We start from the raw sequence: 19467 nt of genomic DNA on the forward strand, positions 1-19467 counted from the left end.
TTTAATCGATCATCTTTTTCACTCTGCTTTACACGCCATCCGTGTGCCTGCATACCCTATCGGAGCGTTCGGTTTGTCGAGCTGTAAAGGATGCTATGCCTGCTGGATAGTCAAACCATTCCCGATAACTGACATCATGTGGAAGAGAAAATATACAAAAATTATTATCGCTTTGAATGGCAGCTATAAGCGAGAAGCGGACCTTCAAATCCGAGCAGGTTCAATTGATTAACCTTGGTTGTCAGTTACGCCATCGTTAACATGAAGCCGATCGAATAATCCCCTGTCCCATTTTTTACAAATACGCAGTGGCAAGAAAGATAGATTCTGGCTCATGACAAGAAGAGTTGTTCATTTGTATAAAGAGACTTCGCCTTCAGGACGCGTTTTGAACCTGCGATGCATCCACAGGTATTGCTCAGGAGCACGGAGAATTTCACGCTCGATGATCTTGTTCATATAAGCCGCTGCGGCGATCTTGTCTTCCCCTGGATAGCCTGACAACGGATTGCTGATATACATGTGATAACCTTTTTTATCGCTACGTCGAATCATGCTAAGTGTGATCAAGTGTGCACCAGCGAGTTTTGACAGAGCATACGTTCCGTTCGTCGTGGCTGCTTTTTTTACCGAGAAAAAAGGTGCAAAAACGCTTCCTTTAGACCCATAATCCTGGTCTGGTGCAAACCAAACGGCTTCACCTGCTTTTAGCGCATGAACAAAACCTGATAAATTACGTCGATTAATCATAGCCTTATTTGAACGCATACGCCCTTTTGTCTGTACCCATTCCATTAATGGATCATTGTGTGGGCGATACGTTGCCATCATAGGATGGCATAACCCCATTACTCTTCCACACAACTCAAGGGACATAAAATGAATCCCGACGACCATTACTCCTCTTGTCGCACCGGTCAGGTTTTCAAGCCCTTCGACATCAAACCATTTTTTGACTCTCGCATCGCTCCAGAACCAGGCCATTCCTGTTTCCATCAGTCCCAGCCCGAGAGAAACAAAGTTTTTATTGACCATCTGGCTCCGGGCAAACGGTGTCATCTCGGGAAAGCACAGTTCGATATTTCTAATCGCAATCCGTTCCCGGCGTTTCAGAAAGGGTCTGGAAATTTTTCCAAGGCCAGAGCCCACAATATGTAAAATCGGGTAAGGAAGTTGAACGAGAAGCCACAGCAGACCCAAACCAGACCAGGTAAGCCAGTGGCGAGGATGAAGTAAATTATGAGTAAAAGTCTGTGCCATAAATTTCCTTAATGCTAATGAAGGTTATAACGCAAAAGGAAAACAATGAGGCAATTCGTCTTTAGCGATACATTTTGTTTTAGATAATTTAAATTCATCTAAATTCAGGAAAAAATATTTCCCAATGACTGGTGAATAATTTAAAGAGCCAAGGGTGAATTGTAAGCCAGAAAATTTATTCTGTTATAAATCCATGGTTTTATCATTGATACTCAAGGAATTGTCTTCTTGATTCATCATCATCAAGGTACTCAAAAGAAAGAAGCCGAATTTTGGTAAGTTTATAAAACCACTCACAATCGTTTCGTTGAATAATTTCGCCTGGTTTGAAACATATCCCGGATGCCACCCGAATAATCGCATATTTACCATTACTAAACCTGACCCGGTGAATACAGAAAGGTTGGCCAGGCTGTCCGTGACAGCTGTTCGACATGATATGCCCTTCAATAAAAACAGATTTTTTAGATTTCATTATCATACCCTCGACAACAGCAGTACAGGAGGAATGTTGTCATTTTCCGACATCACTGACCTTAAGTGGCAGAAGCTGATCAGCCGCCGATACACCAGCATTCTGAAGGTCTGAACAACAGTCCGCAGGCAGGGCACTCAAGAACCGCATCTTTTCTTAGTTTACCTGCTTTCTGATCGGCTCTGTGTGCACATACCGGGCAGGCAACATGAACCGGTCTTTCTTTAAAATACCTGAGCCCATTTGTATAAGACATAAATAATTCTCTGAGGAACACAGTAATTATTATACGCTTTAATATAAAAATAACTGGCATAAGTTATGTTAAGTTGTGTCTGAATCAGGATATCAGATATTGAAAATTGAACGTCTTATTTATGATACACTACCCTTCCGTGAGAAATTTAAGATGAAATCAGAAGACACCCTTGACTGGTATCCGGCACAACTACCGCCTGTGAAAATTATTCTTGGCGAAGCCGTGCTGGCTGTGGGTAAACAGGGCCGACCGATTAATACCCGCACCTTGCTGGAATACCTTCAGGTCATGCAGGACAAACAAAAAAGGCGGGATGACAAAATCGCCATGCAGACTGCGATTGATGTTCTCAGGGATAATCAGCGCATTAACGGCAGACGTTAATGCACCTCCGGGATCAGTGTCAGTTCTGAATGATCTCAACCGTATGGTTTTGTCCATCATCCTTCAGCGGTATTCTGTCATCAGGGAGGAGAACACCATCCAGCGTCACGCAATATTCTGCATCGCCGCGTGAAACACTAATCTGATAATGGCTTTCACCATATTGATATGCCATAGAAAAAGACGACCACTCATCCGGTAACCTGGCATGAACACTAAAGTCAGTGCCGGAACGTTTTATCCCCAGTAATTCCTCGGTAAGTAAACGCCAGGCCCAGCCTGCGGAACCGGTATACCAGCTCCACCCTGCACGTCCGGTATGGGGAGCGACGCTGTAGACATCAGCACTCATGACATAAGGCTCAGCTTTATAAATCCCGACAGAGTCCGCATTCAGGGTATGATTTATAGGGTTGAGCATTGACCAGAGTTGCCAGGCTCGTCCGGCATTCCCCATTCGGGCAAAGGCCATCACTGCCCAGATGGCGCCATGCGTATACTGCCCTCCGTTTTCCCGCACGCCGGGCAGGTACCCCTGTATGTAGCCCGGATTTGGACCGTGTCCGTCGAAAGGAGGCGTTAACAGTTTGATCAGCCCTCCTTCGTTATCCACAAGGTGCTTATCCAGCGCCTGCATGGCCTTTGCGCACCGTCCCGGGCTCGCGGCGCCGGACAATACAGACCAGCTCTGCGCAATCGCATCAATCCGGCAGTCCTGTGAGGTTTTCGATCCCAGGGGAGTACCATCGTCAAAATACCCGCGCCGGTACCATTCCCCATCCCAGGCGTGGGCTTCGAGATTACTTTGCAGGCGCAGAGCCTGTGAACGGCACATCGCGGCGACGCTTTCATCCAGCCTGCGCTCCGCCAGCGCTGCAAACCGCTGCAAAATGTCGTACAGGAAGAAGCCCAGCCAGACGCTTTCACCTTTGCCTTCGATACCCACCCGGTTCATCCCGTCATTCCAGTCACCAGCCCCCATCAGCGGCAGGCCATGCTCCCCGAAGCGAAGTCCATAGTGAATAGCTTTGACGCAGTGTAACCAGAGTGTCTCTTCGGTGCCGCTGATGACCGGCGTGTCATAGACAGACTCTTCACCAGGCTGAAGCGAGCGTCCCTCCAGATAAGGAATGCGTATTTCCAGTGCATCCATATCCCCCGTCGTTTCAACATAGTGGCAAACAGCAAGCGGCAGCCAAAGATAGTCATCGGAACAGCGGGTACGCACACCGTTGCCGTGTGGCGGGTGCCACCCGTGCTGCACATCCCCCTCGATAAACTGCCGTGATGCACAGAGTATTATCTGTTCACGCATCCGGTCCGGAGCAGCGTGGCTCAGAGCCAGCGTATCCTGCAGCTGATCGCGAAAACCAAATGCACCGCCAGACTGATAGTAGCCACTCCGGGCCATAAGACGGCAGGCGACCGTCTGATACAACAGCCAGCCATTAACCAGTAAATTTACGGACGTGTCGGGGGTGTTAACTACGATTTTATCGAGAACATTGTGCCAGTGATTATGAATCCGGTTCAGCTCCTGGCGGACCGTATCCTCGTTCATGTAGCGGGCCAGCGTCTCCTGAGCACAGACATCATTCTCCTCTGCGCCGAGGATAAAAATAAACGTCCTCTGGTCCCCGTCAATTAATGTAACCGCCGATTGCACCGCTCCGCAGGGATCCAGACCGGCCCCCGTCTTACCAGAAAGCTTTTGCAGTTTCATAGCCGAAGGGGCGTGAAGGGAACCATTACGGCCAATAAACTCCCGGCGGTCCCCTGTCAGAGAACAGTCATTACCGCTGACGGCAAAAAATGCAGTTCGGCCGCCACCATTATCACCATAAAAGTTATTCGCAAGTATCCCGCAGCCGCCGGGCGTTCTGGCCACATGTGTCACAATGTGAGGGGCTGAGCGCGTTCGTGTTTCTCCGAGCGTCCACTCTACATAGCCTGTGACGGAAAGTTGACGTGTCCGTCCCGAAGAGTTACTGAGCGTCAGTAGCACCAGTTTAACCGGATCTTCTTCAGCAACCAGGACCGTCAACTCGCTGTCTATACCACTCTCACGATGGGCAAAAACGCTGTAGCCAAAACCATGGCGGGTCAGGTAATCACCGTGTCCGCGAACAGGTAAAGCCGTCGGCGACCAGCACTCCCCGCTCTCTTCATCGCGCAGGTAAAATGCCTCGCCGCTGCGATCGCTCACCGGATCGTTCTCCCACGGCGTCAACCGGTATTCATGGGCATTCTCATACCAGGTATAGGCCTGCCCTGCCTCTGAGATCACACTGCCAAAACGAGAATTTGCCAGTATGTTCGACCAGGGAGCCGGTGTAAGCGCATTTTCCCGAAGGACGATCTGATACTCCCGCCCATCCTGAGAAAATCCACCGTACCCATTGAAATGGCATAACTGACTGGTATCAGGGCTCCAGTCCGTATGTTGATTACGCTCGCGCACAGCACGCGGAATGAATGCCCTTGCCGGCGATTTCAGGGTATGAATACGCTGGTTAAGCTGCTCATTAATACCCCCTGCGCGGTCATCAAGATAAAGACAGGCCACGCTCATCAAAAGCAACTTATCCTCAGCGGAGAGATGCTCACCGTTGCGGCCAAAAAGCCCGCCCTTTTTATCCAGCAGACTGGCTTCAGACCCGGCATAAATTAACTCCATAATCTGATTTTGTAATCCCTGCTGGTAGCCGCCGGGGCTGTTATTCAGGATAACTAAATCAACATCCAGCCCTTTCTGTCTCCAGTAACGGTGTGCCTGAATCAGTGTGGTCACTGAGGTGATACTTTCCTCGCTGGTTATAGTCAGCAGCACTATCGGCAGATCCCCTGAAATTGCCCAGCCCCACAGTCCGGACTGGCCACGCCGGTTGCGGCCGATCGCCTGGCCTTCGGCGCGCAGCTCCTGGACAGGGTAAAGCACAGCGCTGGCGAGACTATTGAACAACGTGGCATCATCTTCACTGGCGTTCATCTGGCGCAATACCACCAGACTGTGAGACCAGGCCAGTTCAAAGACGCGATCGGCGATAGGGTAATCGCGATATTTCTCCAGCAACGCCAGGCTCTGCTGACGGGTCTCGCTGATGCCATAAATGATATCAATCGTAACCGGCTGCCCCGGCTGCAGAATAATGGCGTTGCGAATTGCCAGTATCGGATCCAGCACCGAGCCCGACGTGTTGCCTAGCATCCCTCCCGTCTCTATTGCCTGGGCATTCGCAGGGTTTCTGCCACGTCCAATAAACCTTGCCCTGTCCGTTTCAAACGACACGTTATGTCGGTTATCGCCGTGCACCACCATCATGTGAAACAGGCAAGGGCCCGGTTCATCCGGTGAGCGCGGGCGCCGGTGGCAAAGAATAGCGTCACGCTCAGGAGCCAGCTCAGTCTGAATAAACAAATTGCTGAATGCCGGGTGTGCCAGATCGCTGGCATCAGGTGCCAGTACCACTTCAGCATAGGTTGTCAGCTCCAGAGAGCGAGGCTTGCGACCACGATGAATCAGTGTGAGCCGTCGCAATTCAACATCATCCTCCGGAGAGATCACCACCTGAGTTTTGACGCTGAGTCCCCCTAAGCTGCGTCTGAATTCTGCCCCCGCATCGGTGAACAACACTTCCTCGTCTTGTCCGCTGGTGTAGCCTGTTGGTTGCCAGGTATTGCTCCACACATCTCCCGTCTGGGTATCGCGGATGTAGCAGAATGCTCCCCAGTTATCACGGGTGGTATCACTGCGCCAGCGCGTTAGTGCAATATCATTCCAGCGACTGTAACCGCCGCCGCCCGCGGTCAACATCAGATGATAATGGCCGTTGGACAGGAGTTGAATATCCGGGGCGGGGGTATCCACGCTATAGAAAATACGGGGTTCATAGCGAACGGGTTTGACCATGCCCTCATGAGATTCAAAATGACGGCGCGGACTGTACAGATCGACCGCATCCGGCACGCGCTCCTGTAACAGCAGACTCGCTGACCGGAATACCGTACTGGACATAAAGCGTTCAGTCATGGGGGCATCAAGCAGCACATGAGCCAGCGCCTGAAATGCCATACCCTGGTGATGCGCCATCCAGGACTGTACCACCGCATAGAGCTGACCGGTTGCAAGACGTGAGGGGGTATAGTCCAGCGCTTCATAAAAACCGTATTCTCCGCATGCACCATTTTTTTGCAGCCTGAACAGGTTCTCACAGGCTTTCTGCGGGGAAACCATCAGCGCCAGCAGCGTGGCGTAAGGAGCGACAACCATGTCATCGGCAAGTCCCCTGCGCAGACCGAGCCCCGGTACGCCAAATGCCTGATACTGATAATTATGCTGAACATCAAAAGCATGATAGCCAGACTCTGAAACACCCCATGGTACCCCGCGTTCTTTCCCCCAGTGAATCTGGCGCATAACCGCCGACTGACTCATTTCATCGAGCAGGCTGCCGGGCCAGGTGGGCATCACCAGATTCGGCATCAGATATTCAAACATGGATCCGCTCCATGACATCAGGGCAGTTTCATTATCAATCGTGGTAAACAATCGACCCAGCGCGTACCAGCTTTTAAGAGGCAGCTGATTAGTCGCAATGGCAAGAAAACTGGTCAGGCGGATTTCAGACGGCAGGAGATCGTAGTGGCTCTTGTCAGGCATATTGGTGTCACAGTTATAACCGACGCTGAGCAGACTGGTTGCTTCACTGTACAGAAAGGCGAAATCCATCCGGGCATGCTCATCCAGCCGCTGTTCCAGCTCGGTGATAATATTGAGTCGCATTCGGGCCTGCTCCGCCACTGACGCCGGAGGCGTTCCTGTACCGGTTAATGTCGGACGGGCAAGCTCGCTCAGCGTCGGCAGCATCTGTTCATTCCAGGATGCAGGCAACCAGCCAAGCAACAGAGACCACTCATGGCAAAGCTGAACCAGTTGATGCTCCAGATGTCCAGCCCAGCGCATCTGAAGAGGAGATCCCTGATGACATGCGCTGGTCAGATGGTTGCACTGGGTGCGCATGCTTTTCAGTTCGCTGAAAAGCGCCTGCGGAGAGAGCGACACCGCGTTCAGGCAATGCTTGCGCAGCAGTCTCAGGCTGTCAGGTGGGTTCTTACCCCACTGTTTTTCCAGAATATCCAGCGTATCGTTCAGTCCTGCCAGTATCTGTTGGTTGCTTAAAACAGGCTGATGACGCATGGCGGACAGGCCTGCACGCAGGGTCAATAAATGCCCGGCCATATTGCCGCTGTCGACGCTGGAGATATAGCGTGGACTGAGGGGGACCAGCGTACGGGTGTCATACCAGTTGTAGAGATGGCCCCGGTAGTGCTCCATTTTATCCATCGTGTCGAGCGTGAGCGACACGCGCCGGAGCACCTCTCCGCCAGGCAGGTAGCCAAAGTCCCATGCCGTCAGGTTAGCCATAAGTGAAAGACCAATATTGGTAGGAGAAGTTCGGTGTGCCACCGTCGGTTGTGGTATTTCCTGATAATTATCAGGCGGAAGCCAGTTCTCTTTTGCTGTGGCAAATGTTTCAAAAAAAGCCCAGATTTCACGGCTTGTCTGGCGTAACAGCTGTTTTTGTTCCTGATTAGGCGAAAAAACCTTTCGCACGGGCTGGCGACTCAGCCAGCTCATCAGCAGCGGTGCCACACACCATACCAAACCGATCGGTAACGCAATCCCCAGCAGCTGTGGGGCAAATTGTCCGGTCAGTATTGTCAGCGCCACGCCACCGGCAGCGTTCAGCCACATCGCCTGATAAAAACGTGCAACAGTGGGTCTGGCCTGACTGCTGTCCTGGCTGTGGCTGACCCACTGGCTGAGGTGACGCCTGCTTATCCCCAGTCGCCATAGCGTCACGGCGATCGCTTTCAGCGAATATCCGGCTTCGTGCGGCAGTATCGCAAAATTAAGGCTGATCCCTGACAGACGCTTTAGCGCGCCCGCCCCCACCAGTAACAGATGCGGCTTCACGCGGCGACGCAGAGGTTTATGCAGAAGGTCGTGGCTAATGCCGAGGATGGCTGGCAACAACCATATCAGCAACAGTATACCCAGCCAGTAAACCGGATTGGGTACCCAAAGCAGAGTGAAGAACAGCAATATCAGTAAGGAGGGGGCGACCAGACTGCGACGTAGATTATCGAGTAATTTCCAGTAAGAAAGCGCGGTCAGCGGATTCCTGACCCGGGTTCCATCGGCTTTTCTGACGCGTGGTTTTAGCCAGTTAAGCAGTTGCCAGTCACCCCGGATCCAGCGTGAACGTCGTGCAACATCCGACAGATAATTATTAGGGTACTGTTCGTACAGTAACACCTCGCTCAGCAGACCCGAACGTGCATAGCATCCTTCAAGCAGATCGTGGCTGAGTACCAGATTTTCCGGGCAGATGTTGGTAGTGGCCTGCATAAAAATATCAACATCGTAAATCCCTTTGCCCACAAACGAGCCTTCCCCAAAGAGATCCTGATAAATATCCGAAGACATCATCGAATAAGGGTTATTGCCCGGTACGCTGCTGCGCAGGGCTGCGTAACGCCCCTGACCGTTGCGTGGTATCTCCTCCGCAAGACCGGGCTGTAAAATACCGAATCCTTTGACAACCCTCTGGCGTACCGGATCATACTCAGGCGTATTCAGCGGATGCGCCATCGTCGCGACGAGTTTGTGTGCCGTATCGCGCGGGAGCACCGTATCGCTGTCCAGGGTAATGACGTATTTTATGTGACCCGGTAAAAGGTGGGCAGGCATCTCTGCAACGCTGACGAATTGCGTTCCGGGATGGCGCAACCAGCTGTTCAGTAACGCCAGTTTTCCCCGCTTGCGTTCATAGCCCATCCACGCGCCTTCCGAGGGGTTCCATTCAGGCTGGCGATGTAACAGATAAAAACGTGGTCGGCCGGAGGGGTAGCGGCGATTAAGCGCCTGCGTATCGGCGATAGCCTGTCTGAGCAGCGCGTGACTTTCCGGCGAGGGTTCATTTTCAGAATCAGCAAAATCAGTGAGCAGCGCGAACCTGAGATTTTCGTTTTCATTCCCCAACCAGCAGACTTCAAGACTGGTGAGGAGCTGGCTGAAACTTTCGTGGCTGGTCAACATGCAGGGAATGACTAACATGGTGGCACTGTCAGCGGGAATACCGGCTGAAAAATCCATCCCCGGCAAGGGTCGAGGAACGCGAAAACGGGTGGTTGCATCACTGAGCAAATCGCTCATTAACTGAGTTAATGCGATAATCAGAGGTAATATCACCGCGATCAATAGCCAGTCTGCGCCCTGCATGGCGGTTTCGTGCAATATTGCTGCGGTCGCTGCGGTTGTCAGCAACGCCAGGCTTCCAAGCCATGACAGCAGGGTTATTCTGTTGAAACTGTGCCGCAAGCGTATGAGCCTTGAGGCGTCTGCCAGGAGATGAATATCCAGCGCCTGTCGACCTTCGCCCGCAAGATAATAACCAACATGATGTTCCGGTGTATCAGGCGCTTTTTCCTCTGAAAACGCCAGCGCCTTCTCAGCAACCTCAGGCTCGCTGAGACCGCTGTCTCTGGCCAGAACCTCAACTACGTGCCGGTAATGATCCCGGGTATTGAAATGCATCCGGGGATAGATGCCGGCAGGATCATTGCGTAATGCCTGTTCGACAACGCTTATCGTTTCGGCGAAATCAGCCCAGTCCGTTTCACTCAATAAACGCAGGCCCGCGATGCTGTTACTGACGGACAGCTGGCTGGCGGCAAGCTGCTGATTGAAACTATGTATGAGAACATCAGTGGTGATCCCCTGTTCCCGAAGGCACTGATCAACCCAGGTCAGAGGTAACGACAGCGCGTTGCCATGCCCCTGCAGGCGCCGCACCAGCTCTGCGACAAACGCACTGGTTAACGGAGGTCGGGAGCGCGCCATATCGGCAACCACCATGATTAAATCACCAGGCGCCCTCTCTGCACATTCGACAATCCTTGTTATCCACGTATCAGCAAGGTTTCTGTCCTGCTGCGCTTTTATCACTTCCATACTGATACGACGAAGATTTTCAATCAGCGCAAGGCGCAGCATTCCCGGTAACGCCCAGACTTCACCCAGCGTCAGCGGCGTCACCTGTTGATAGGCAGTGAGATAGCTGGTCAGGCTGGCGGCATCCCAGCGGCCATCGCCGTGAGCAATGGCCTCTGATGCAATATGATAAATTCGTGGGCAATTCAACGGCGATACCAGCGACGGAAGACCTTTGCCAAAGCTTTTCGGCAGATGCTGGCGGACAGTGCGGATTTGTTCCTCAATCAGATAATAATTGTCCAGCAGCCATTCACCGGCGGGCATGATACTGGTCTTTTTACCCGCGTTAAGCTCATAGCAGTTTTGGGTAATGACGGCCTCATTGTCGCCAAGCCGTTTCAGAAGATAATAAGGATGCCTATCCGGTGATACTTTATGAGTCCGCGCCAGCTTCTGGCCGTAGCGTTCCATCTGGACGGTCGAAAAGAGTTCTGACCGCGGCGAGCTTTCACCGGCAGGATCGTTCGCCGAAAACGTTATGTTTTCGGCAGCATTAATCAGAATACGGGAGCGGTTAAACCACGCTCTGGGGATCATTTTCATAGCATTGCTCTGATGCGACGTTAGCGCGCAGGAGCAGTTGCGAAATCAGTTCAGAAACGTTCTCTCAGGATGGGCGTCAGGCATCAGGGATTTAACAGCTGCCGGAATCTAACATAAGTATAGGACATGAGCTCTGTTCTGCGATTTTGGTCGAGCTAGCGTCGGGAGATAAACAGAGCCTTACATCCGGGGCAAAGCATGGTTTGGTTGAGCCGGATTTTTGACAACGGTTGTACTGATTTTAAGCCACAAACAGGACAGGCAGCAGTGGCAGTAGACGCACTGCTGAAGAATTTCATTGCGTAATTGATAACAGACATAACCATTAACCTTTCAATGAATGAGCTTCACCGTACCACATGTGGTTAAGTTTTAATCTATCTATTTTGACATACTGAAAATCAGGAAAGATAAATGTTCGCAGCCACAGGCCCCCTGAGACCGTTTATCCGGCAAAACTCTATGCGGCTTCCAGGGATGCGTAATTCTGATTAGCGAGAGTTAACGGCTGAAATGTGAAGCAGAACGTCTTTTCGTCCATCAGATGGGATGATGAGGCCTTTACCACTAAGAATATCAAAGCTTTTGACAATTCCTGTCATTTTATGGGACAAGTCAATTCCTTATTGAAAACACTTAAAGACTATACATTGAAAATGGCATTCAGCCACTTTTATTTTCCCTACAGGACCTCTGGACGGCTAAAAGATAATTTGCTTATATCGATTCCCTGTGCCTTAATGAATCCCATCAGTTCGATGTACTAATGAAAGTTAGAAATTTTCCGGGCAGTTCTCATTACCAGGTGCTATCGTTGATATCCCCTCTTTTGAGTCCATACGTTTAATCTTATACGTTTACTATCAATACAATCATGTATAACGGAGTCAGTATGACCTCGAGAATTATGGGCCTGGTTAAATGGTTTAACGAAGACAAAGGTTTTGGCTTCATCTCTCCTCTTGATGGCAGCAAAGATATCTTTGTCCATTTGTCTGCACTTAATGGCGACAACTTTAAAACTTTATTTGAAGGTCAGAAAGTTGAATTCGCCATTCACCGCGGAGACAAGGGTCCTGCTGCTGCAAACGTAACACTTTGCGATAAATAAATCATTGTGGGTCTGCGATAACGATGAAGGATTATTCCTGAGTAGACAGATAAATAACTTAAATCAGATGAAAGTCGTTTATTTTTAATATCTGATCAGCATATTTTTCAAAATTATGAGTATGCTAAGCGATGTGATGAAGTGCAGTACTACTGCATAAAAAGTCTAAAAGCACAAGCTAACCACATGTTAAATAAGAAGTGCGTAATGGCTTTGACCTTAATGGCATCTGCCAGTTAATATCCATGAGAGAACAGGGTAATAGAATATGATTAAAGTCCTTGTTTTCTTTAATGCTGAATCCTGTAAAGTCATGACCGTTCTGGAAGGTATATCCTCTATCAGGCAGGAATATCCAAACGGTGAAGAAACACATCTTCGGATTATGTCTGCAGGTTTTCCTTCCTTAACTGGCGATCATGGTATTGTTTACGTGGCTACTGACAGGGAGTTAACGTCACAGGAGATACTTGATGCGGCCAGGAAATATTTATAGAATTTTTGTCATGCTCTCTGCTCCACGTTTAATTGCATGCTTACCCTATTTATCAGAATCGAACAAAAAATGAGTTAAAAGCATTTATGGCCTGCTAACAGCAGGCTTTTTTTTACATTACACTTTTTTAGAAACGCCTCTATAAAGAGAGAGTAATTCGCTACCCTCTGACAAAATGCAGGTGTCTCCCCCCTGCGTGCCATCTTGCCATTTGTGAAAAACCTTGCTAAGTGGCGGCGCTGCCTCTCCTCATTTTAAATCTCATCAGGTGTGACTGAAGCAATAAGTTATGAGGGTATAAAAAGGCTCTCCGGATAACTCCTGGCATCATAGTTTTAAGTACCTTCAAAAATGCATGGACATTTCGTAGGAGTTGTAATTTAGTTCTTGCACATTCTTCTTAATTTTGTCTTGCGATAAGAGATTTATATAAGTAGTCTAAACCTCGTTAATAACAATATGTACCAATCGGATTAAAATGCTCAGTAAGAAAAATCGGGTTGATGAGCAACCGTCGACATTGGTATTTGCTGAACAACGAAAAAACTTTAAAAGGTCTCTTTATGTCAGATGCTCTTACACAGTTAAACAATATCCGTACCTTACGTTCTCAGACTCGTGAAATGTCATTAGATGTACTGGAAGATGTTCTGGAAAAGTTTAAAATTATTCTTATAGAACGACGAGAAGAAGAGACATTACGTCTTGCAAATGAAAGTCAGCGCCGCGATAAACTGGAAACACTTCGTCAGATGATGCTTGATGAGGGTATCGACCCCTCCGAACTTTTAGCTGCTATTGGCTCTCCGGGTAAGGCTAAAAGGACGCGCTCCCCCCGCCCCGCGAAGTATCGATATACTGACGAAACTGGAGAGTCAAAAACATGGTCAGGTCAGGGGCGAATGCCGAAGCGGATCTCAAATCTGATTGCTGAAGGTGGGGAATTAAAAGATTTCGAAATCAGCTAAAAAAGAGCCGGGCATACCCGGCTCTTTTTACGGATAGCCCACAACCATCCTTAGAGGATCGTCGAGAAGCATCTGGTTCGTAACCGGCTTCAACAAGGTGTTTCATGAAGAGATTATGTTGCGCTATAAACTGGGTAAAGAAGGTATTAATGGTGACATTACGCAGTTGTAATGCAGCCAACACCACAGTATTTCCTCTCATAGCATAATGCGGACGGGGTTAGTAGGCTGGAGGTCTTTAGTGAACGGCAAGCGGACGCCCTCGTAGATTAAACAGGCGTCCGATATCTTGAAGTGGACAGATTACCTAACCCGCTTTCCCGTTTCGTCAATGACCTTCTCGCCATCCTCTTTGGTAAACGCTCCTTTCTGACCTTCCGGAAGAATATCCAGCACTATTTCCGAACGGCGGCAAAGACGAGTACCGAGCGGCGTAACGACTACCGGCCGATTAATCAGGATTGGATCTTGAAGCATGAAATCAATCAACTGCTCATCACTAAATTTCTCTTCATCAAGACCCAGGCGTTCATAAGGTTCAGCGTTTTTACGCAGCAAGGCGCGCACTGTAATCCCCATATCTGAAATAAGTTTAATAAGCTCATCACGGGTCGGGGGAGTATCGAGATAATAAATTATTGTCGGTTCGTTGCCGCTGTTGCGGATCATCTCCAGCGTGTTACGTGAGGTGCCACAGGCCGGGTTGTGATAGATGGTAATATTGCTCATATCAATATCTCGCTACAAGGTGACAGAGAGCCGCCACGCCAGCACGGCCAGAGTGACGAAAAGCACGGGCAGGGTCATGATTATGCCGGTGCGGAAGTAATATCCCCAGGTGATGGTCATGTTTTTCTGTGCCAGCACATGTAGCCACAGCAGGGTTGCCAGACTGCCAATCGGAGTGATTTTCGGGCCTAAATCGCAGCCAATCACGTTGGCATAAATCATTGCCTCTTTGACGACGCCTGTCGCCGTACTTCCGTCAATCGACAGTGCACCAATCAGCACCGTCGGCATGTTATTCATTACCGACGACAGGAACGCGGTCAGGAAGCCGGTGCCGAACGTTGCTGCCCATAACCCCTTTTCTGCCAGCAGGTTTAGCACGTCAGACAGAGACTCCGTGAGCCCTGCATTGCGCAGGCCATAGACCACCAGGTACATGCCCAGTGAAAAAATAACTATCTGCCATGGTGCATCGCGCAGGACTTTTCCTGTGTTGATGGCGTGACCTCTTTTCGCCACTATGAACAGTACTGCTGCGCCAGTAGCGGCTATCGCACTTATCGGGATCCCAAGAGGTTCCAGAACAAAGAAACCGACAAGCAGCAAAAACAGGACAATCCAGCCCGACCTGAACGTTGCCGGATCCTTTATCACACTGGCAGGCGTCTTCAGCAGCGAAACGTCATACGTCACCGGAATATCCCTGCGGAAGAAGAGATGCAGCATGACCAGCGTGGCCGTAATCGCGGCCACATCTACGGGGATCATCACGGAGGCATACTGCGTAAAGCCCAGACCGAAAAAGTCCGCCGAGACGATATTCACCAGGTTAGAAACAATGAGCGGCAGGCTGGCCGTATCTGCAATAAATCCTGCGGCCATGACAAAGGCCAGTGTCGTGCCCTGACTGAATCCCAGTGCGAGCAGCATCGCAATTACGATCGGCGTCAGGATCAGTGCGGCTCCGTCATTGGCAAACAGTGTAGCAACAGCAGCCCCAAGCAAGACTATCCAGCTAAACAAAAGGCGGCCACGTCCGTTACCCCAGCGGGAGACGTGCAGTGCGGCCCATTCAAAGAAGCCGGACTCATCGAGCAGCAGGCTGATGATGATGACCGCAATAAATGCCGCTGTCGCGTTCCAGACGATATTCCAGACAACGGGAATATCAGCGATATGGATGACTCCAGTTACCAGCGCCAGCACAGCCCCGATACTCGCACTCCAGCCAATACTCAGGCCTCCGGGTTGCCAGATCACCAGTATCAACGTCAGTAAAAATATACTCCCCGCCAAAAGCATCTCAGACTCCGTTATATATGATTATGTGAATTTGTTTTCTTTTCTCAGCAGGAGGTGCAGGCTGATTTATCCAGCCCTTTACACAAATCCTCCCGCATACACTGCCAGGACGTCGTGATTGTCTCAGCTGCCCATGCCGGTATGTGGGGTGACAGACGATAGTGGATCCATTTGCCTTCACGACGGTCCAGAACCAGCCCGGCCTCACGAAGGATAGCCATATGTCGCGAGACTTTGGGCTGTGATTCGGAAATGGCTGCGCAGATATCACAAACGCACAGTTCTCCTGACTCCCGGAGAATCATGACGATGGCGAGCCGAGTTTCATCCGACAGGATTTTGAAAAGCTGAACAGGTTGTAGCATTTTTCACTCCGTTCCCTTTAGAATATATATATGATAAATCATATGTGTTAAATTTGAAATCATCTACTCTCTCCGGAGGAGAAAAATGGAACAATTTCCTGCCCTTAATATTGAATTCTTTGATCAACACATCGCTGAACGCATGAACCTGCAAGCGCCACCACGGATTCTTATCCTGTATGGCTCAGTAAGAGAGCGCTCCTACAGCCGCTTTGCCGCGGAGGAAGCCGGTCGTCTTCTGACTGCAATGGGCGCGGAGGTGGAATTCTTTAACCCCTCTGGTTTACCCCTGCCTGATGATGCGCCAGACACGCACCCTAAGGTCACCGAACTACGCGGCCTGGTCAGATGGTGTGACGGGATGGTGTGGAGTTCCCCTGAGCGGCATGGGACGATGAGCGCGGTGATGAAGGCGCAAATAGACTGGATACCCTTAAGTGAAGGCGCGGTTCGTCCTTCGCAGGGCAAGACACTTGCAGTGATGCAGGTCTGCGGTGGTTCGCAGTCCTTTAATGCGGTGAACCAAATGCGCATTCTGGGCCGATGGATGCGGATGTTCACTATCCCCAACCAGTCCTCCATTGCTAAGGCATGGCAAGAGTTCGACGAAAACGGCCGAATGAAACCTTCGTCATGGTATGACCGTATCGTCGATGTAGCCGAGGAGCTGTTTAAAATCACGGTGCTGCTTAAGGGATAAACTGGTTATCTTGCAGATCGTTACAGCGAGAGAAAAGAGAGCTATCAGGAGCTTTCATCCCGTGTCAATCAGGACAAAATTTAACGTATATTTTTCGTGAATCCATACTGCATGAGATTAATAACATCCACTATGGCACAAAGGAGATATCCCATCCTGTGTCAGAATATGAAAAACTACCTTGAGGTGAACTAGTAACTCTGGTTATGACGTGGCGCTTGCGCGTCATGATGCAAAACTAATTTTGATGTTTAATGAAATCCTGGTTGCACCCAAGCTAAGCGCTTCATGCTAAATTTTAGGCGAAGGAATAACAGAAGTCCTGTCCATTGCGTGTTATAACCGAGGTTGAAAACCGGCACACTGGCGGTTGAGAGGCATCGCATGAAATTACAAATCACAAGAGCAATTGGCCTCAGTAAGCTCTCTCCACGTTGGGTTAAGGTTATCTGCTTACGGTTAATTAAAAATGATATTGAACGCTCTCTCAACGCTCTTCTGGTCAAAATTGATGAATCTGAACTCTCTACGGAGCAACTTAAAGCGTTTAAGGAATGCGTTGAAAGAATTAACCTGGCACGGGGTAAGGGGATGCAGGCGTGAGCATTTTTAATTAAGCATTTTTCGATGCTGCATTGGTGATGATGGCTTTTATCCAAAAAATTTCGCAGGCGAATAGTAGTCTAAGCGTTTGATAAAAGGTAAGCCCAAACCGTATATGCGCGGCGCGTTTGCTGCGCAAGAAATGGTTACCAGGTCAAATCTGTTTTTCAGTGTGACGACTCAACTAGATATCACCACGCACAGTCCCTATCTCGTCTTCTTTCTCATCAAAGGGAGAAAAAACTTTTAGGCACCCAAATAGGCACCTAAGAAAAGTTGAACTAGCAGTTATTCAAATTAATTCAATGAATTACACAACCAATTCAGACTCCGCCAGCCCACCAAATATAACGGTCAGATTCTCTTAGAGTATCAGGCCGTTTTTCTTTGGGCGTGTGGCACAACTGTGACTCAGGAGTGTACCATATGCCATCAAACAACATCCCCCATTAGGGAGTTGAATTCGCGTCCTAATTATCCCCTTCATCATCACTCACATTTTGAAACAAACCTATTACCACTCTATTGCTAGCTGCATGAATATGATCATAAAATGTACCTGCTAGTACCTAGGAGAGAATTTCTCGCAAAAGCTTGATGGTCTGCTTGTCAGCCATCGTGGAGGTTTCGGCCTCTAATCTCTCCCCCACACGACGCATGCCAGGCTTGCTCTATGTTCCAACGTTACGATGCTACGCATCACCGACGCTCTGGTTCTTACCGGGACAGCTAGGATTGCCGGATTTGTGGCGAGAGGACGTCACTCTGTGACGTCGAAAACTGGGGTTAATTGCTGAACATCTCTTATTCCTGTCAGTTCAGGCGAGACTGGTGACCATGTTGGTCATCGGGAACTGAAAGGGAGATGTAATATGGGTCGTAAGACACGTAAAAGTCGAAAGACGCATACAAGTCGAAAGACACGTAGGAAATACCAGGCTAGTGTTCAGCAAACGTTTTGTGTGAAGGAGAAACTAAAGAAATACTCCAAAGATACCGGTAAGTACATCCTTGCCTTGGTTTTCAGCGAAGTGTTTTCTACGGTTTTTCATTCTGAAGCTGTTACCTCCTTCTTTGCATCCATCAAGGGATTCCTGTAATGGAGGCTATAATGGATTGGAGCAACGACGATGAAAAGCACAAAACGTACCCCTAGTCTTCAAAGATCCCCTAAGATTTACCCCTTGAATCAATCCCCTCTATTCAAACTTAAAACTAGAAAAAAGTTATTCGAGATCATAGGCCTATCAAAGAAGCAGGCTGATAAACTTATGCTTGACTCTGCGTACAAAGAATTCGAAAACGACGCAGGAAGGAAGATTCAGGAACCGATTGCCCAGCTCAAAGCGGTTCATAGGAGGCTCGGCGTTTTATTAAGCAGAATCGAATTACCTCTATATCTTCACTCCGGTAGGAAGAAACATTCAACACTAACTAATGCAGAATCACATAAGCAGGCAACTGAACTTCTGAAGCTCGACATTCACAAGTTTTTTCCCTCGACTACCGCTGCGAAGGTCTACAAAGCATTTGTTGAGAAATTTGAGATGTCACCTGATGTGGCTTATGTAATGACCAATCTAGCAACCTTTGCAGGAAAAGTACCCACAGGCAGCCCAATAAGCATGGCTATAGCGTTTTGGGCCAATAAAGATATGTTCGACGAACTTAGCAACCTTGCAGCCTCAAACAGCCTAGTATTTACGGCATATGTTGACGATGTAGCGTTCTCTGGTTCGAAAATCCCAAAAGGATTTGCCGCCCAAGCTAAAAAATGTATTCGTTCTCATGGCCTCACATCTAAAGACAAGAAAGAGCGATTTTATCCGTCTTCAGAGGGAAAACTGCTTACAGGGATAGTGATTCAGGATGGGGAACTTAAGGTTCGTTGGGCACACTATGATTCAATCGGAAAAGAATTCGCTACTTTGGCTGACGCAAAAGACAACGCTGCAAAAATAATCCATCTAGAAAAGCTTGCAGGTAAGCTGCATGCGGCCGGTCAAGTTGATTTCAGACAGAAAGATAGAGCTCGCTTCTTCACTCAGCAACTCAGAGCAGCCAAAAAGCAATCAACTCAGGGCAGTTAGGGCTATCGATCTTAACTAGTTGGATGTGCCATACTGCTGTGACATTGATTCCCGCTATATTGCTCAAAAAATCAGACAGTTAGTATTTGTGTCGCTTTAAGCCAGCTCCACCAAAATTCTCCA

At 49.2% G+C, this 19467-nt stretch carries 14 protein-coding genes and 2 pseudogenes; 7 read left to right on the forward strand and 9 right to left on the reverse strand.

Annotated features, from left to right (window positions below; translation table 11 throughout):
* Positions 1-351: 351 nt before the first annotated feature.
* From lpxP to ENTMO_RS26975, 3 genes are all read right to left on the reverse strand, one after another.
* Positions 352-1260: a kdo(2)-lipid IV(A) palmitoleoyltransferase gene (lpxP, locus tag ENTMO_RS0118455; RefSeq protein WP_010434205.1), complete on the reverse strand. Its 909-nt coding sequence runs from the start codon at positions 1258-1260 to the stop codon at positions 352-354.
* Positions 1261-1462: 202 nt separating this feature from the next.
* Positions 1463-1735: a hypothetical protein gene (locus tag ENTMO_RS26345; RefSeq protein WP_016247220.1), complete on the reverse strand. Its 273-nt coding sequence runs from the start codon at positions 1733-1735 to the stop codon at positions 1463-1465.
* 79 nt (positions 1736-1814) lie between these two features.
* A complete protein-coding gene (locus ENTMO_RS26975) occupies positions 1815-2051 on the reverse strand; it encodes a YnfU family zinc-binding protein (protein ID WP_350308983.1) in 237 nt (78 codons plus the stop codon).
* A gap of 93 nt (positions 2052-2144) precedes the next feature.
* On the opposite strand from ENTMO_RS26975, the gene ENTMO_RS0118470 reads away from it, so the two are divergent.
* The gene (locus ENTMO_RS0118470; RefSeq protein ID WP_004132711.1) at positions 2145-2378 is read left to right on the forward strand and encodes a hypothetical protein; all 234 of its coding nucleotides are present in this window, start codon (positions 2145-2147) and stop codon (positions 2376-2378) included.
* A gap of 19 nt (positions 2379-2397) precedes the next feature.
* Here ENTMO_RS0118470 and ENTMO_RS0118475 read toward each other — a convergent pair whose 3' ends face one another.
* The 3 genes and pseudogenes from ENTMO_RS0118475 to cspF form a co-directional block, all read right to left on the reverse strand.
* Positions 2398-10980 carry a GH36-type glycosyl hydrolase domain-containing protein gene (locus tag ENTMO_RS0118475; protein WP_010434221.1) on the reverse strand — a complete coding sequence of 2861 codons (8583 nt, stop codon included), beginning with the start codon at positions 10978-10980 and terminating at the stop codon, positions 2398-2400.
* 155 nt (positions 10981-11135) lie between these two features.
* A complete protein-coding gene (locus ENTMO_RS26730; protein ID WP_305955329.1) occupies positions 11136-11306 on the reverse strand; it encodes a YnfU family zinc-binding protein in 171 nt (56 codons plus the stop codon).
* Positions 11307-11381: 75 nt separating this feature from the next.
* Positions 11382-11594: pseudogene (gene cspF, locus ENTMO_RS25475) on the reverse strand (cold shock-like protein CspF).
* A gap of 278 nt (positions 11595-11872) precedes the next feature.
* Here cspF and ENTMO_RS0118480 point away from each other — a divergent pair.
* From ENTMO_RS0118480 to ENTMO_RS0118490, 3 genes are all read left to right on the forward strand, one after another.
* On the forward strand, positions 11873-12091 hold the full coding sequence (locus tag ENTMO_RS0118480; RefSeq protein WP_012543040.1) for a cold shock domain-containing protein: 219 nt from the start codon (positions 11873-11875) through the stop codon (positions 12089-12091).
* 268 nt (positions 12092-12359) lie between these two features.
* Positions 12360-12587: a hypothetical protein gene (locus tag ENTMO_RS0118485; RefSeq protein ID WP_010434226.1), complete on the forward strand. Its 228-nt coding sequence runs from the start codon at positions 12360-12362 to the stop codon at positions 12585-12587.
* Between the two features lie 563 nt (positions 12588-13150).
* Entirely contained in the window at positions 13151-13555 is a 405-nt protein-coding gene (locus ENTMO_RS0118490; protein ID WP_024274587.1) for an H-NS family histone-like protein, read from the forward strand.
* Positions 13556-13858: 303 nt separating this feature from the next.
* On the opposite strand, the gene arsC is transcribed toward ENTMO_RS0118490, so the two are convergent.
* Genes arsC through ENTMO_RS0118505 form a run of 3 tightly spaced genes read right to left on the reverse strand, consistent with a single transcriptional unit; the run spans position 13859 to position 15951 of the window.
* The gene (gene arsC / locus ENTMO_RS0118495) at positions 13859-14284 is read right to left on the reverse strand and encodes a glutaredoxin-dependent arsenate reductase (protein ID WP_010434233.1); all 426 of its coding nucleotides are present in this window, start codon (positions 14282-14284) and stop codon (positions 13859-13861) included.
* Between the two features lie 12 nt (positions 14285-14296).
* Positions 14297-15586 (reverse strand): arsenic transporter, encoded by a 1290-nt coding sequence (locus ENTMO_RS0118500; protein WP_010434236.1) that lies wholly within the window; start codon positions 15584-15586, stop codon positions 14297-14299.
* Positions 15587-15630: 44 nt separating this feature from the next.
* The gene (locus ENTMO_RS0118505; protein WP_010434238.1) at positions 15631-15951 is read right to left on the reverse strand and encodes a metalloregulator ArsR/SmtB family transcription factor; all 321 of its coding nucleotides are present in this window, start codon (positions 15949-15951) and stop codon (positions 15631-15633) included.
* 85 nt (positions 15952-16036) lie between these two features.
* On the opposite strand from ENTMO_RS0118505, the pseudogene arsH reads away from it, so the two are divergent.
* The 3 genes and pseudogenes from arsH (at position 16037) to ENTMO_RS0118525 (ending at position 19344) form a co-directional block, all read left to right on the forward strand.
* Positions 16037-16735: pseudogene (gene arsH / locus ENTMO_RS24320) on the forward strand (arsenical resistance protein ArsH).
* 300 nt (positions 16736-17035) lie between these two features.
* Positions 17036-17254: a hypothetical protein gene (locus tag ENTMO_RS0118515; RefSeq protein WP_010434242.1), complete on the forward strand. Its 219-nt coding sequence runs from the start codon at positions 17036-17038 to the stop codon at positions 17252-17254.
* A gap of 1130 nt (positions 17255-18384) precedes the next feature.
* Positions 18385-19344: a reverse transcriptase family protein gene (locus ENTMO_RS0118525; protein ID WP_010434248.1), complete on the forward strand. Its 960-nt coding sequence runs from the start codon at positions 18385-18387 to the stop codon at positions 19342-19344.
* The last annotated feature ends 123 nt before the right edge of the window (positions 19345-19467 follow it).

It is taken from the genome of Enterobacter mori LMG 25706, from assembly GCF_000211415.1.
Classification (GTDB): Bacteria; Pseudomonadota; Gammaproteobacteria; order Enterobacterales; family Enterobacteriaceae; genus Enterobacter; species Enterobacter mori.